The organism is Methylophilus rhizosphaerae, assembly GCF_900100975.1.
GTDB lineage: Bacteria > Pseudomonadota > Gammaproteobacteria > Burkholderiales > Methylophilaceae > Methylophilus > Methylophilus rhizosphaerae.
The window spans coordinates 25,159-38,750 of record NZ_FNFX01000003.1; the positions used below are offsets into that span (position 1 = coordinate 25,159).

Annotated in this window: 12 protein-coding genes; 3 read left to right on the plus strand and 9 right to left on the minus strand. The window is 53.9% G+C overall.

Features of this window, described 5'->3' with window-relative positions; all coding sequences use genetic code 11:
• Positions 1-5: 5 nt before the first annotated feature.
• From BLP53_RS06875 to BLP53_RS06900, 6 genes are all read right to left on the minus strand, one after another.
• Positions 6-560, minus strand: coding sequence for an isochorismatase family protein (locus tag BLP53_RS06875; RefSeq protein WP_091471444.1), 555 nt, complete (start codon positions 558-560; stop codon positions 6-8).
• Between the two features lie 15 nt (positions 561-575).
• Positions 576-1,919, minus strand: coding sequence for a TolC family outer membrane protein (locus BLP53_RS06880; RefSeq protein WP_091471445.1), 1,344 nt, complete (start codon positions 1,917-1,919; stop codon positions 576-578).
• 13 nt (positions 1,920-1,932) lie between these two features.
• Positions 1,933-2,589: a protein-L-isoaspartate O-methyltransferase family protein gene (locus BLP53_RS06885; protein WP_091471446.1), complete on the minus strand. Its 657-nt coding sequence runs from the start codon at positions 2,587-2,589 to the stop codon at positions 1,933-1,935.
• Between the two features lie 101 nt (positions 2,590-2,690).
• Complete coding sequence (locus tag BLP53_RS06890) at positions 2,691-5,858, minus strand: efflux RND transporter permease subunit (protein WP_091471447.1); 3,168 nt, start codon at positions 5,856-5,858, stop codon at positions 2,691-2,693.
• A complete protein-coding gene (locus BLP53_RS06895; protein ID WP_091471448.1) occupies positions 5,858-6,937 on the minus strand; it encodes an efflux RND transporter periplasmic adaptor subunit in 1,080 nt (359 codons plus the stop codon). Before BLP53_RS06895 ends, BLP53_RS06890 begins: the two co-directional genes overlap by 1 nt.
• Entirely contained in the window at positions 6,930-7,568 is a 639-nt protein-coding gene (locus BLP53_RS06900) for a TetR/AcrR family transcriptional regulator (RefSeq protein WP_091471449.1), read from the minus strand. The genes BLP53_RS06895 and BLP53_RS06900 overlap by 8 nt, the downstream gene beginning before the upstream one ends.
• A 251-nt stretch (positions 7,569-7,819) precedes the next feature.
• Here BLP53_RS06900 and BLP53_RS06905 point away from each other — a divergent pair, with 251 nt between their 5' ends.
• A complete protein-coding gene (locus BLP53_RS06905) occupies positions 7,820-8,224 on the plus strand; it encodes a DoxX family protein (protein ID WP_091471450.1) in 405 nt (134 codons plus the stop codon).
• A 14-nt stretch (positions 8,225-8,238) separates the two neighbouring features.
• Here the strand turns inward: BLP53_RS06905 and BLP53_RS06910 are convergent, their stop codons facing one another.
• The gene (locus BLP53_RS06910) at positions 8,239-9,120 is read right to left on the minus strand and encodes a LysR family transcriptional regulator (protein WP_245652691.1); all 882 of its coding nucleotides are present in this window, start codon (positions 9,118-9,120) and stop codon (positions 8,239-8,241) included.
• Positions 9,121-9,260: 140 nt separating this feature from the next.
• On the opposite strand from BLP53_RS06910, the gene BLP53_RS06915 reads away from it, so the two are divergent.
• Both BLP53_RS06915 and BLP53_RS06920 read left to right on the plus strand, forming a co-directional pair.
• Positions 9,261-9,650: a DoxX family protein gene (locus BLP53_RS06915; RefSeq protein ID WP_091471452.1), complete on the plus strand. Its 390-nt coding sequence runs from the start codon at positions 9,261-9,263 to the stop codon at positions 9,648-9,650.
• 27 nt (positions 9,651-9,677) lie between these two features.
• The gene (locus tag BLP53_RS06920; RefSeq protein WP_091471453.1) at positions 9,678-10,454 is read left to right on the plus strand and encodes a DODA-type extradiol aromatic ring-opening family dioxygenase; all 777 of its coding nucleotides are present in this window, start codon (positions 9,678-9,680) and stop codon (positions 10,452-10,454) included.
• Positions 10,455-10,477: 23 nt separating this feature from the next.
• Here BLP53_RS06920 and BLP53_RS06925 read toward each other — a convergent pair whose 3' ends face one another.
• Together BLP53_RS06925 and BLP53_RS06930 are read right to left on the minus strand one after the other, a co-directional pair.
• On the minus strand, positions 10,478-11,833 hold the full coding sequence (locus BLP53_RS06925; RefSeq protein WP_091471454.1) for a sigma-54-dependent transcriptional regulator: 1,356 nt from the start codon (positions 11,831-11,833) through the stop codon (positions 10,478-10,480).
• Between the two features lie 2 nt (positions 11,834-11,835).
• On the minus strand, positions 11,836-13,497 hold the full coding sequence (locus tag BLP53_RS06930; RefSeq protein WP_245652692.1) for a sensor histidine kinase: 1,662 nt from the start codon (positions 13,495-13,497) through the stop codon (positions 11,836-11,838).
• Positions 13,498-13,592: the final 95 nt, after the last annotated feature.

Consider the following 13,592-nt stretch of genomic DNA (forward strand, 5'->3'; position numbering starts at 1 on the left):
TGTGATTAGCGGATCAGGGCTGAAATGGCTTTGAATTGCGGATGAGTGGCGCTTTGCAAAGGTTCAAACAGCATGGATTCGGTATTGGTAATGATGCAGCCCGCATCGCGTAAACGTGCGATGGCGTTGTCGCGATTGGACTCTGCGCGCGAAATCACGGCGTCTTCCACCACAAATACCTGTTTGCCTGCGGCCAGTGCATCCAATGCGGTTTGTAATACGCAGATATGGGCTTCCAGGCCGAACAGCACCACTTGCGGTGCGACACTGACGGAAGATTCCTGCAAGGCAGATTCGCGCCAGGCCGAGAAAGCCAGCTTACTGTAATGGGGCGTATATTCCGGCAGCATCATCTGTAATTCCGGCAGGGTTTCGCCCAATTTTTCCGGATATTGTTCGGTGACCCACAAGGGAATATTCAGCATTTGCGCGCCTTGAATCAGGCGCTGGATATTTTTGACGACAGTTGCCAGTTGCGTGGCTGGCATCACTGAACACAAACGTGTTTGTACATCGACTAGCATCCAAACGGCGTCAGTGCTGGCGATGACATGATTCATGCTGGTTGCCCTTTTTTATTTCCTGGTCAGTTGCTGGTCTATATCCTGCAAATCGGCTTCCGAGACAATACCGCTGGCAGTTTTAAGGCGGATGATATTCACCAGGTAGTTGTAGCGTGCCTGCAACAAGTCACGGTTGGCGCTGAAGTATTGCTGTTGTGCGTTCAGCACATCTACGCTGGTGCGTATGCCGACTTCATACCCTAACTGGGTGGAATCCATCTGGCTCTGGCTGCTTTTCAGGGCCTGTTCCAGGGCTTTCACCTGGGCGATGCTGGTATTCAGGTTCAAATAGGCGCGCTGGGTTTCCAGTGTGGTCTGGCGTAAGGCATTTTGTAAATCATCCAATGCCTTTTGCCGGTTAAAAGCGGCCTGGCGCACGCGCGAAGTGACGGCGCCGCCCTGGTACAGTGGCATGGAGACTTCCACCCCAATGCTGGCGCTTTTGAGGTCGCCGCCAAAGCCGTACTGGCCACCATTGCTGTAACTGTCCTGGTAGCTGGCAACTGCATCGACGGCTGGGTAATGCCCGGCGCGCGCTATTTCGATATCTTTTTCACTGACCTGTATGGTTTCCTGCTGGATCTGGATATTCAGGTTGCTGGCATTGGTCACATCCTGCCATTCCTGCATGGGCTTCAGGCTGGGCGTGACCTGGATATCTTCACGGACGCTGGCGAGCTGTTCCGGCAGTTTGCCGGTAATTGCCTGCAGGCTCCGTCTGGCAATTTCCATATCATTCAGCGCAGAGAGTTCTTGCGCGGTGACCAGGTCATAACGTGCCTGTGCTTCGTTGACATCGGTGACGCTAGCGGTACCTGCCGCAAAGGTGGCATTTGCCTGTTGCAATTGGCGTTGAATGGCTTTTTTCTGGGCATCGATCAAGGCGATGCGATCTTGCGCCAGCAACATATCAAAATAAGCCTGCGTGGTCCGCAACATCAACCCTTGCTGGGCTAAATGATATTGCTTGTCTGCGATGCTGACCTGTACTTTGCTTTGGTCTATGCGTTCCAGGTTTTCCTTGCGGAAAATAGGCTGCCTGGCTTGTAGTTGAGCCTGGTAGCCTTCAAAGGTATTGCGCCCGCCGGGGAAAGGTGCCGGGCTGCCGACAATTTTTAAATCGGTACGGTTGGCGTTAGCCCCAGCCAAGAAATTAACCGAAGGTCGGTAACCGGCTTTGGCCTGCTCTATGATTTCCTGCGCAGCCTGATTGGCGCTGCCAGCTGAAGCAAGTACCGGATCGTTGGCTTTGGCCTCCTGGTAAATATCAACCAGGCTTTGTGAGGAAGCCCAGACGGGCAACGCCAGCGTGAACCCGGTCAGCAACAGGCACCGCAGCAGCATGGCGACTGGCATGCGCGCTAGCAACCTAGAATGAAAATGCCTGCGCTTGCGGGGCATTCTGCATCTCGGTCAGGCTGGTTTCAAACAACACATCCTGTTTGTAGCTATGTTCAGCCAGGCGCTGAATCAGCGTTGCCTGCATGACCGGTGCCTTGCCCAGCACAATCAGCATGCGGCCACCTATGCTCAGCTGGCGGCGGACACCTTCGGCCTCTACCGGGCTGGAAGCGGTGAATACAATCGCGTCAAACGGGGCGTGGGATTCATATCCACTGTGGCCGTCTGCTTCAATCACTTGCACATTCTGGATCCCTTGTTTGCTCAGGTTCTGGCTGGCAAGGGCACATAAATCAGGGAATATCTCGAGCGCAGTGACTTGCGCACTATGTTGCGCCATCAGCGCCGCCAGGTAGCCGCTACCGGCGCCAATCAGCAATACCTTGTCTGTCGCCTGTAATTGCAATGCCTGCAAGAAACGGCCTTCCACCTTCGGGCTGAGCATCTGCTGTTCATGCGCTAGCGGGATTTCAATATCGGCAAAGGCCAACCCGCGGTAGGCGTCCGGCACAAAGTTTTCACGCGGGATACTGTTGAGGGTTGCTAGTACCTTGGGGTCTAGCACCTCCCAGGTGCGAATCTGTTGCTCAATCATGTTAAAACGTGCGGTAGCCTGATCTGTCATGGGTTTAGTCCTGATTGTCTGTGAGTTTCAATTTCCAGTTACTTGCAGAATTCTTAAGCAGTTAGTGATTCTTTATTGCCTGACTATTATAGTTTATTGCATCATGGTTTCGGGGTTCTTGCCGTCAATCCGGCCCAGAATGTATATAGGGCAGGCACAAACAAAATGGTGAGTACCGTCGCCACTGCCAGGCCGCCCATAATCGCCACTGCCATCGGCCCGAAAAACACACTGCGGGTGAGCGGGATCATGGCCAGGATCGCAGCGGCGGCAGTGAGCACAATCGGCCGGAAGCGACGCACGGTCGATTGCACGACTGCCTGTTCCAGCGAAGCGCCTTCGGCAATATCCTGGTTGATCTGGTCTACGAGGATGACCGAATTACGCATGATCATGCCCGAGAGGGCAATGCTGCCCAGCATCGCCACAAAGCCGAATGGCATGTTGAATAGCAGTAAGGCGAAAGTAATGCCTATCATCCCCAGGGGAGCGGTTAATACCACCAGCAATACGTTGCTGATACTACGCAGTTGCAGCATCAATAAAGTAAATACGGCTGCTAAAAATAAGGGTACGCCTTTGGCGACTGATTTTGCACCCTTGGCTGATTCCTCAATGGCCCCCCCTGTTTCTACAGCGACGCCCAGCGGCAGTTTTTTCAACACAGGCTGGATTGCCTGTTGAATTTGTTCAGAGACGATAGGCGCTTGCATATTGCCGCTCAAATGCGCCCTGACAGTGATCGATGGCACACGGTTGCGACGCCAGACCACACCTTCTTCAAAGTCGTAATGAATATTGGCGACTTGCGCCAATGGCACGCGCTCACCGCGCTGGCTCAATACTGTTAACTGCGCCAGTTCGGATAATTTGGCGTGCTCGGCATCGGTACTGCGCATGACCAGGTCTATGCGCTCGTTCCCTTCGCGGAATTCGCTGATCACCTGTTCGTAATACTGGGTATTCAGCAGTTGTGCAATATCGGCGGAACTGACGCCGAGCAGGCGCGCTTTATGCTGGTCTATGTCCACCCGCATGACTTTGCTCGGTTCTTCCCAACTCAATTGCACATTTCGCAAATGCGGATTGGCGCGCATGGCATCGGCAATCTGGTGCGAAACATCCCTGATGGCCTGCAAGTTCTGGCCGTTGACGCGGAACTGTACCGGGAAACCCACTGGCGGGCCGTTTTCCAGCCGCAGGATAGAAGCGCGTAATTGCGGGAAATCGTGTTCAAACAGCGTGAGCAAGTCATTGCGTAAGGATTCGCGTTGTTTCAGGTCACTACACAAAATCACCAGTTGCGAAAACGCACGGTGCGGCAGTTGCACGTCCAGCGGCAAGTAGTATCGCGGTGCGCCCGAACCCATATAAGACACTATGTTTTGTAATGGCGCATGATTTTGCTGCCACTGTTGCAACCAGTGTTCGAGTTTCTTGACTGCCTCATCGGTGGCCTGGTCGCTGGCATTTTCAGCCAGGCGTAAATCAACCACGATTTCCAGACGCGTGGAGTCGGGGAAAAACTGTTGTTGTACTTTGCCGAAGCTGAGCATGGACACTACAAACAGGATAATGGTGGCGATAATGACGCTGCCTTTATGCATGACGCACCAGCTGACGATGTTTTGCAGCCGCTGGTAAAAACGCGTTTCATAAAGTGCATTGTGGTGAGTACTTGCTTCGCTGTCAGGCCATGATTCAGGCTGTGTTTTTTGCAGCATGCCCGTTTTACCATTGGCATGTTGTTTCGCATCAGGCAGCAGGTGGTAGCCCAAGAATGGCACCACAATCACGGCCGCGACCCAGGACAAGGTCAGTGCAATCGCTGATACCTGGAAAATGGAACGAGTGTATTCGCCGGTCGAAGAAACCGCAGTGGCAATCGGCAGGAAACCCGCCACGGTGACCAGCGTCCCGGTCAGCATGGGCATGGCTGTTGAAGTAAATGCAAATGAAGCTGCCTGCATGCGCTCCCAGCCTTGTTCCATTTTGGCCGCCATCATCTCAACCGCAATAATCGCATCATCAACCAACAGACCCAATGCCAGGATCAATGCCCCTAGCGAGATTTTGTGCAAGCCGATATGAAACCAGTCCATCAGCAGGAAGGTGCCTGCCAGCACGATGGGAATCGCCACGGCCACGACAATGCCGGTGCGCCAGCCGAGGGAGAGCAGGCTGACGGCCAGCACGATAATCAGCGCTTCGGTCAGCGAGTGCACAAAGTCCTGCACTGAATGCTGGACAATGTCCGGCTGGGAGGTCACCAGGTGCAACTGCACGCCCACCGGCAGCTGTTTTTGTACGCTGGTGATATTTTGTTGCAACGCCTTGCCCAGTGCAATGACATCGCCGCCCTGTTGCATGCTGACGCCGATCAATAAGGCTGCAGTGCCGTTAAAGTGGATACGCTGTGCCGGCGGGTCGGCATAGCCACGTTTAATCGTGGCAATTTCACCCAGTGTCAGGTTCTGGTTGCCGGCGCGGATGGGAAAGCTGCGCAAGTCTTCCAGTGTTTGCAAGCGACCACTTACACTCATGCGGATCCGCTCAGGCCCTGCATCAAAAGTGCCGGAACCTATGACGGTATTTTGCTGTTGCAGCATTTGCGCCAGCTGTGCCGGACTGATGCCCAGCGAGGTGAGTTTCTGGTTGGAAAGCTCAATAATGATTTTTTGCGGCTGCTCGCCAAACAGGTCCACTTTTTCAATATCCGGCAGCTTGAGCAGGCGGGCGCGCACCCATTCGGCCTGGCGTTTCAGTTGTTGTGGCGTCAGGCCATCGGCAGTGATGGCATACATGGTGCCGTAAACATCGCTGAATTCATCGTTAAAGGTCAGGCTTTGCAAATCAGCGGGAAAGGTATGGCGGATATCACCGATTTTCTTGCGTATCTGATACCAGAGGTCAGGAATTTTTTCCGAGAATGTATCATCGCGAATGACGACAAATACCACCGACTCGCCGGGACGCGAATAACTGTTCATGTAGTCAATCGACGGAATTTCCTGCAACTTTTTTTCGATTCTGTCGGTGACCTGCTGCTCCACTTCCTGTGCCGATGCACCGGGCCAGCTGCTGCGGATAAGCATGACCTTGAATGTGAATGGCGGGTCTTCAGACTGGCCCAGGTGGGTGTAGGCCAGCACCCCGCCCAGCAGGGTCAGGATAATAAAATACAATACCAGTGCCTGGTTTTTGAGTGCCCAGGTCGAGAGGTTAAAGCGATGGTTTTGCGGTTCACCCGGCATCTTAGGCGCATCCATCAGCGTAATACCTCTGGCCCCGGCGTTACCGGGTACACTTTCATGCCTTCAGTCAGCGTATGGACACCGATGGTCGCGATGGTTTCCTGCGCGTGCAGGCCGGCGGTAATCTCTATGCCTGCTTCGGTGAGGGTGCCGGTGGTGACCGGGCGCATATGTGCCTGGTGGTTTTTATCTATCACCCATACCGCGGGCTGATTTCCATTTTGCGTGACTGCTGTGGCGGGCACGATGATTGTTTGTGCAGGGTTTGTATGGGCGAAAGACACCTGCGCAGTCATCCCCAGCTTGATGCGCTGGTCGAATTTCAGTAGCTGGATACGCAGATCAAATGCATGTGTCTGGCTGTTGGCCGCGGGTGAAATTTCGCGTATCCGTCCTGCATAGGCTTGGGAGGATTCTGTCAGTGTGACCTGTGCCGGATCGCCGACTTGCAGGACATCAATCATGGTTTCTGGCACAGAAATCAGGATTTCCAGGCTCTGCAAATCGTAGATTTGCGCAATTGTTTGCCCGGCGGCGACTACCTGTCCGGGCTCGGCCTGGATCATGCCAATAACGCCAGCACGGTCGGCCAGCAGTTGCGTATAGGCTGTTTGATGCTGGCTGACCGCGGCTTGTGACTGTGCCTGTGCGACGCGCGCTTGTGCGGTTTTGACTTGGGTGTCGTAGCTATCCAGGGCCGATCTGGAAATAAACTGCTGGCGATAGAGTTGCTGGCGACGCTCCAGTTCAGCCAGTGCCAGCGCCAGGTTGGCTTGCGCGGTTTGTACTTCGGCATTGGCAGCCTGTGCATTGAGGCGGGTGTCATTGGGGTCCAGCCGGGCAATCAACTGGCCTTTTTTCACCTGGTCCCCGACATTGGCCTCACGGGCAGTAATTTTGCCGGCGATACGGAAGCCGATATTTGATTCATAACGGGACCGCACTTCGCCGGTATAACTGCCGCCCACCTGAAGGTCAGAAGCGCCAACGGTCATGACCCAGACCGGGCGTGGGGCAGCCATTTCCTGACTTTCCTGATGGCAGGCACCAAGCAGCAGGGCAAAGCACACAGTGGCCAGGATGGATTTATTCATGGTGAGATTCTTTCAACAGGCCATACATACACGTCTGTACCATGGCATCAATACGGGTTTCCAGTGGGCGCCAATCTATCCAGGCATCGTCGGCCAGATTAATCTGGAGTGAGCACAGCCCATGCATGGCCGCCCAAACTGTTTGTGCAATCAGGGTCGGGTCGGTTAATTCAGGTTTGAAAACGCCTGCTTCACAGGCGCTGGTCACCACGCCAATCAGTTGCGAATAGGCATCCTGTTCGGGATTATTTTGCTCGATGCTTGAGAGGGCCGGGTCGCAGGGCGGATGCTGGGTCATGAACATCATGCGGTAATGGTTGGGGTTGGTCAGTGCAAACTGCACATAATGCTGCCCAAATTGCAGAAAGCGTTGCAACGGGTCACTGATACTCAAGGTGGATTGCAGCGCCTGCGCCAGTTTCAGTACGTCTGCATCTACCACTGCACGCAGCAATTGCTCCTTGTCATTAAAATACAGGTAAATGCTGGTCGCCGAGTAGCCAATCTTGTTGGCGACGGCGCGCATGGTCACGGCCTCTACGCCATTATGGATAAATAACTCACGTGCCGCATCAATAATGCCTGTGCGCAGAACCTGTTTTTCAGCTTCGGTTTTAACTTTTGGCGGCATGAGTCAAAAAGGTTTATTAAAGATAACGTCGTTAACTTAACATTGTTAATTTTAAAAGTCAAATCCTGCTGGTGTTTCCTGCAAGAATGGTGCAGAGTAACAAATGTGATACACCGGTGGTCAGATGGGGCTGAGTAGCTGAGTGGTAAACATAGTCTCCAGCCTGTCACCGGCATGCATCATACCGATGTTCGTCTCGTCCATAGAAGGCGAGCGGACTGCGGGTCCAATAATGATTAGGAGCGACGAGTATGAATGTACGGCAACGTTGGATCAGTTTTCTTGGGCGCGTATTGTTATCCCTGATTTTCATTATCAGCGGCATTTTGAAAGTACTAGACCCGGCGGGGACACTTGCTTATATCGAAAGTGCACATTTACCCATGCCACAAGTTGCGTATATCGTTGCGCTGGTGGTCGAGCTGGGCTTAGGCACGGCATTGCTCGTTGGATTCAAGTCGCAACTGGCCGCTGCCGGTATTGCAATTTTTACCTTTGTGACGGCACTGATGTTTCATAGCAATATGGCTGATCCGGTAGAAGTGGTGATGTTCCTGAAAAATATCACCATTATTGGCGGGCTGCTGGTGGTGATTGCGTTCGGACCGGGTGGCTACAGCGTGGATAACGGCAAGCGTGTGGTGATCGCCGAATAACGCTGCTGACCAGGTCAGGCATGATCTGACCCGAACCATTGCCGCAAATGTTCAATCAGCGCCAGTGTATTGCTGGATACCTGTTTATGGTAAGGGTACATGGCATAAATCCCGGCTTGCTGCATGCGATATTCTGCCAGTACTTCCACCAGCCTGCCGCTTTGCAAGTCATCCAATACATAAAAAGCGGGCAGGCCGGTAATGCCCAGTCCGGCCAGGGCTGCATCGCGTAATACTTCGCCATGATTGGATTTCAAGCGCGGGTGGACGGGAATGCGATGTATCTGGTCGTTGCCGGAAAATAACCACTCGCTGGCCCTGTGCGTTAAACAGGCATGGGTCGCCAGCGCCTGTGGCGAAGCGGGGGTGCCATAACGCGCAATATAATCCGGGCTGCAGCAATAACGTACGGCCGCATCTTCCAGTTTGCGAGCCACCATGCCTTCTTCAGGCTGGTTGGTGACGCGTATCACCATGTCATAGCCTTCGCCAATCATATCAACGTGGCGGTTGTCTGCTTCCAGCCACACTTCGACCAGGGGATGCTGCTGCATGAAGGCCATCAGGGCCGGGGCCAGCCGCAGCCTGGCGTATGACAGGGGAGCCGAAATCTTGAGCAGGCCACGCAGTTCATCGGAGCGGTTGCTTATTTCCAGTTCAACATCATGCATGGCTTGCAGGATATGTTGGGCGCGCTGGAAAAACAGCTTGCCGGTTTCGGTGGGGGATAGTTTGCGTGTCGTGCGTAGCAGCAAGCGGACACCGAGATGCGCTTCAAGCGCAATAATGCGGCGGCTGACCAATTGCTTGGAAATGCCTAATGCCCGGGCTGCGCTGGTGAAGTTGCCATGCTTGACCACTTCCACAAAAAAGCGCATTTCTTCCAATGAGGTCATTTATTGTCAACTCGTATGAGACAGTTCTACCAGAATTATGCTGATTGTGAACATTATATTCAAGTATACAATGGCACTTATCAGTTATCCGGAAAAGCACAGATGACTGATTAATCCAATACAACGACAAGGAGACGATGATGAGTTCATTGCAATCTGCAGCCAGCGCCGTGGGGCGTGTTTTATTAGCACATATTTTTATTATCAGCGGGCTGAGTAAAGTTGCCAATCCGGCCGGCACCATAGGCTATATTCAAAGTGTGGGCGCGCCATTGCCAGAGGTCGTCTATGCAATCGCAGTGTTTGTTGAAGTGGTATTGGGTATCGCATTGCTGATAGGTTTCAAAGCGCGGCTGGCGGCGGCAGGCATCGCATTATTCACCGTTGCAGCTGCATTCTTGTTCCATACCAACTTTGCCGATCAGATGCAGCAGATCATGTTTCTCAAGAACCTGACGATTGCCGGTGGCTTGTTGATGGTCGTTGCATTCGGTGCGGGCGCTTACAGCCTGGATAACCGCCGTCGCTAATGGATCAAGGCTGCCGGAGTTTGTGAAATGACAACTGTGTTTGTGTCGCATGGTGCCCCATCGCTGATACTGGAACCGGGCGAAACCGGGCAAATACTGGCCAGGATAGCATCTGATTTGCCCAAGCCAGAAGCCATCCTGGTGATTTCAGCGCACTGGGATACGCGGGTGCCTGTCGTCAGCCTAGCGACGCAGCCGGAAACCATTCACGACTTTGGTGGCTTTCCGGCGGAGCTTTATGCCAAACAGTATCCTGCACCAGGAGCGCCTGCATTGGCGAATCGCGTGGCCGAACTGCTGCAGGCGCATACGATTCCGGTACAAACCCAGGCAGATCGTGGGCTGGATCACGGTGCCTGGGTACCTTTGTCGCTGATGTATCCTGCGGCAGATATCCCGGTCACCCAATTGTCGATCCAGAGCCGCAGCACGCCAGCACAACAGTTTGCACTCGGCCAGGCGTTACGGTCTTTGCATGCGCAGAATGTCCTGATCCTGGCCTCCGGTGCCGTCACGCACAATTTATCGGACTTCTTTACCGGCGACCGTGATGTGACGCCATTGCCTTATGTGCATGCGTTTGCCGACTGGATTGCCCGTCAATTGGCCGCCGGACAGATACCAGCCCTCCTGAACTATCGCGTTGAGTGCCCTGAAGGCATACAGGCGCATCCGGGGGAAGATCATTTAATGCCGTTGTTTGTGGCAGCAGGCAGTGCACCTGGCATTCCGCAAAGGTTCACGCCGGAAACCACTTATGGCATTCTGGCAATGGATGTCTATGTCTGGAAAAGCGAAGGCTGAACGTGAGGGGTTGCCGGGCGAGTTTAGCGCAATCCATATTGATTGAGTTTATTCCACAGTGAACGCTCACTGATCTCCAGTAACCTGGCGGCTTTGGTCTTGTTGCCCTGGCAGGTTTCAAGTGCCTGGGTAATCAGGCGTTTCTCCATGGCTTCGGTGGTGCGGGGAATGGACAGCATATTGCTCTCGGCAGCGGAGGCGGTTTCTGTGGCAGTCTCCGATGGATGCTGGCTGATATCGGCCGGCAAATGCTGCGCTTGTATCGGCTGCTGGCCTGCCAAAATGGCTGCCCGCTCCAGAATATTTTCCAGCTCGCGCACGTTTCCCGGCCAGGCATATTGTTGCAGGCACAGGCGAGCCTGTTCGCTAAGCCGCTGCTGACGCTTGCCAGCGAAAAAGTCAGCCAGTAATCCTATGTCGTCGCGACGTTCACGCAGGGGGGGAAGTTGTAGCTGCACGACGTTCAAGCGATAGTACAGGTCTTCGCGCAGCTTCCCCTCCTGCACGGCTTGTATCGGGTCCCGGTTGGTTGCAGCCACCACGCGGACATCCAGCGGAATCTGCCGGTTGCTTCCCAGTTTCTCTACCACATTTTCCTGCAACACCCGTAACAGTTTGGACTGTAACTGGATGGGCATTTCGGTGATTTCGTCCAGGAACAGCGTCCCACCACTGGCAAGCTCGAATTTCCCGATACGCTCTTTGATTGCGCCGGTAAATGCACCTTTTTCATGGCCGAACAGTTCGGACTCGAGCATTTCTGCCGGAATCGCGGCACAGTTAACGGCGACAAACAAGGCTGATTTGCGCGGGGATGCTTCGTGCAGGGCTTTGGCAACCAGCTCCTTGCCCGTACCGGTCTCACCGACAATGAATACCGTTGCCCGTTCGGGCGCCACTTGCTGGATCATCTGTTTGAGGGAGTGCATGGCCGGGCTATTGCCGATCAGGCCGGTGACATCAGGCAGCTGGGTCTCCCTGAAAAACGTATTTTCCTGTTGCATGCGCTTGATCGCCAGCGCCTTTTCAATCGCCACTTCCAGCGTTTCCAGTTCAAACGGGCGCAAAATATAATCACTGGCGCCGAGTTTCATGGCCTCCACCGCGGTTTTGATTTCGCCTTGCGCCGTGACCATGATAAAAGGCAGGTGCTCATGGACTTTGCGCAACGTGCCAAGCAGCTGCAAACCGTTCATGCCCGGCATGTGCAGATCGCTCAGTACCAGGTCGATTTGCTGCTGCTGGATAATCTCCAGCGCTTCGCGGCTATTGCCCGCAGATAGTGCGCGGTAACCGGCCTGGCGCAGGCTGATTTCCAGCAGGCGCCGCATATTAGGTTCATCATCGACGGCCAGGATGGTCAGTTGCGGAGTAGGCATGATTATTCGGTCTCTAGCGGCAGTGCAATATTAAACTGTGCGCCCTGCCATGGGCTGGTGCTGTAAGTGATTGTACCACCGTGCGCCTCAACGATTTGCTTGACCACAGCCAGCCCCAGGCCGACGCCACCGGCGCGTTGCGTGAAGAAGGCCTCGAATAAATGGTTTTGCTGGCTGGAGGGCACGCCAGGGCCATTATCCGCCACTGTGAGGTGGGCGTAATGCTGGTCGTGAAACAGCGAAACCGCTACCTGGCCATGCTCAGGCAGGATCTGGATGGCATTGACGATCAGGTTGACCATGACCTGTGTCATCTGGTCCTGATCCACGGCGATGATGACAGGCCCCGATGCGTTAAATGACAGTTGAATATGTTTGTCCTGTGCCTGTTTCTGCAGCATGTCGCATACATGTTGCAGATGGGCTTGCAGTTCCAGCGGTATCTTGCTGGGTACCCTGGGCCTGGCCGAATCGATCAGGGTGGTCACCAGTTTGTTCAGGCGCTCGGTTTCGGAAATAATAAACCCCAGTACCTCGCGGCCATCGCTGCTTAATGCAGGTTCACGTTTCAGTACATCGGCAGACGAACGCATGATGCCCAGTGGCGTGCGCACTTCGTGGCTCATGGCAGCGGCCATTTCGCCCACCACGGCCAGTTTGGCGGCCCGTGTCAGTTGCTGCTCGGACTCTTCCAGGTCTGTCGCCATCCTGGTGAATGCCAGGTTTAATGCCTGTACTTCTGCCGGACCAGTGAGTGGAGGGGCCGAGACATTGGGTTTTCTCAGTTGCTTTACAAAATGGAGTAAATCATCCAGTGGCTGGGTAATACGTTTTGCAATGGGCCTGACCAGTGACAGTGAGAACAGCAGGATCACGACCAGTACAATCAGGAAAATAAGCCCTAACCGGTGCACTGGTGCCACGGCGACATCATGTTCTTTATTAAGCGCGACCTGCCAGCCCTGTATGGGCAGTGTACTTTGCAGCGAAATATGCGTATGCAGGCTATGGCGTTGCTGCGACCAGTTCCTCGATTGTGCCAGCAGGCGCGCATTGTCATCGATTAATGCGAGTTCTGTGGCGTTCTGGGCTGCATGGTTCAGCAGGTTCTGGATGACCGCCCAGTTAAAGCTGGCGATCAGGTGGCCGATGGGCTGGTGCGAGATATCGGACGTCAGAGGGGTGGAAATCATCAACTGCTCATTCTGCAAATGATAGACCGTCATGGATTGGCCGTTATCCTGAAACGAAAACCAGATCGGCGGGCTGGATAAGCGCTGATTAATGTGATGCGGATTGCTGGAAGAAATGATGATGGATTGCAGGTCGACGACATCCAGCGAGAGGTATTGCTCGGCATAGCTGCTGCGGGTTTCGGCCAGGAAGATGGACAGGCGTTTGTCAATATCGCCAATTTGCATATCCTGCATGATCGCCAACTGGCTCCAGCTACGTACATTCTGCACGCGCTCGAACAGAATCCTGTCTATGTGTTCGCCGACCGCTTTACCGGTGGTTTTCAAGTCATGTTTGATTTCTGTACGCAAGGCCGTGCGCGCCTGGTAGAAACTCAGCATGCTGACCAGCAGTGCCGGTAACAGGCCCGCCAGCAGAAATGCGATCAACAGCATTTTTCGGATGGTTAAAGGTGCATGTTTCGACATGGAGTATGAGAAAATACCGGCTTAATGACAGGCGTTGTACTTGTTAAATCGGAAAGTGTTTATGTTCACTATTTTACTGCGTTGTGCGGTCAGTG

Bases quoted from the DNA above. Each gene is read 5' to 3' on its own strand.
- BLP53_RS06880 (WP_091471445.1), bottom strand. From the start codon at position 1,919: ATGCCAGTCGCCATGCTGCTGCGGTGCCTGTTGCTGACCGGGTTCACG.
- BLP53_RS06900 (WP_091471449.1), bottom strand. From the start codon at position 7,568: ATGCCGCCAAAAGTTAAAACCGAAGCTGAAAAACAGGTTCTGCGCACA.
- BLP53_RS06925 (WP_091471454.1), bottom strand. From the start codon at position 11,833: ATGCCTACTCCGCAACTGACCATCCTGGCCGTCGATGATGAACCTAAT.
- BLP53_RS06920 (WP_091471453.1), top strand. From the start codon at position 9,678: ATGACAACTGTGTTTGTGTCGCATGGTGCCCCATCGCTGATACTGGAA.
- BLP53_RS06875 (WP_091471444.1), bottom strand. From the start codon at position 560: ATGAATCATGTCATCGCCAGCACTGACGCCGTTTGGATGCTAGTCGAT.
- BLP53_RS06910 (WP_245652691.1), bottom strand. From the start codon at position 9,120: ATGACCTCATTGGAAGAAATGCGCTTTTTTGTGGAAGTGGTCAAGCAT.
- BLP53_RS06915 (WP_091471452.1), top strand. From the start codon at position 9,261: ATGAGTTCATTGCAATCTGCAGCCAGCGCCGTGGGGCGTGTTTTATTA.
- BLP53_RS06930 (WP_245652692.1), bottom strand. From the start codon at position 13,497: ATGTCGAAACATGCACCTTTAACCATCCGAAAAATGCTGTTGATCGCA.
- BLP53_RS06905 (WP_091471450.1), top strand. From the start codon at position 7,820: ATGAATGTACGGCAACGTTGGATCAGTTTTCTTGGGCGCGTATTGTTA.
- BLP53_RS06895 (WP_091471448.1), bottom strand. From the start codon at position 6,937: ATGAATAAATCCATCCTGGCCACTGTGTGCTTTGCCCTGCTGCTTGGT.
- BLP53_RS06885 (WP_091471446.1), bottom strand. From the start codon at position 2,589: ATGACAGATCAGGCTACCGCACGTTTTAACATGATTGAGCAACAGATT.
- BLP53_RS06890 (WP_091471447.1), bottom strand. From the start codon at position 5,858: ATGGATGCGCCTAAGATGCCGGGTGAACCGCAAAACCATCGCTTTAAC.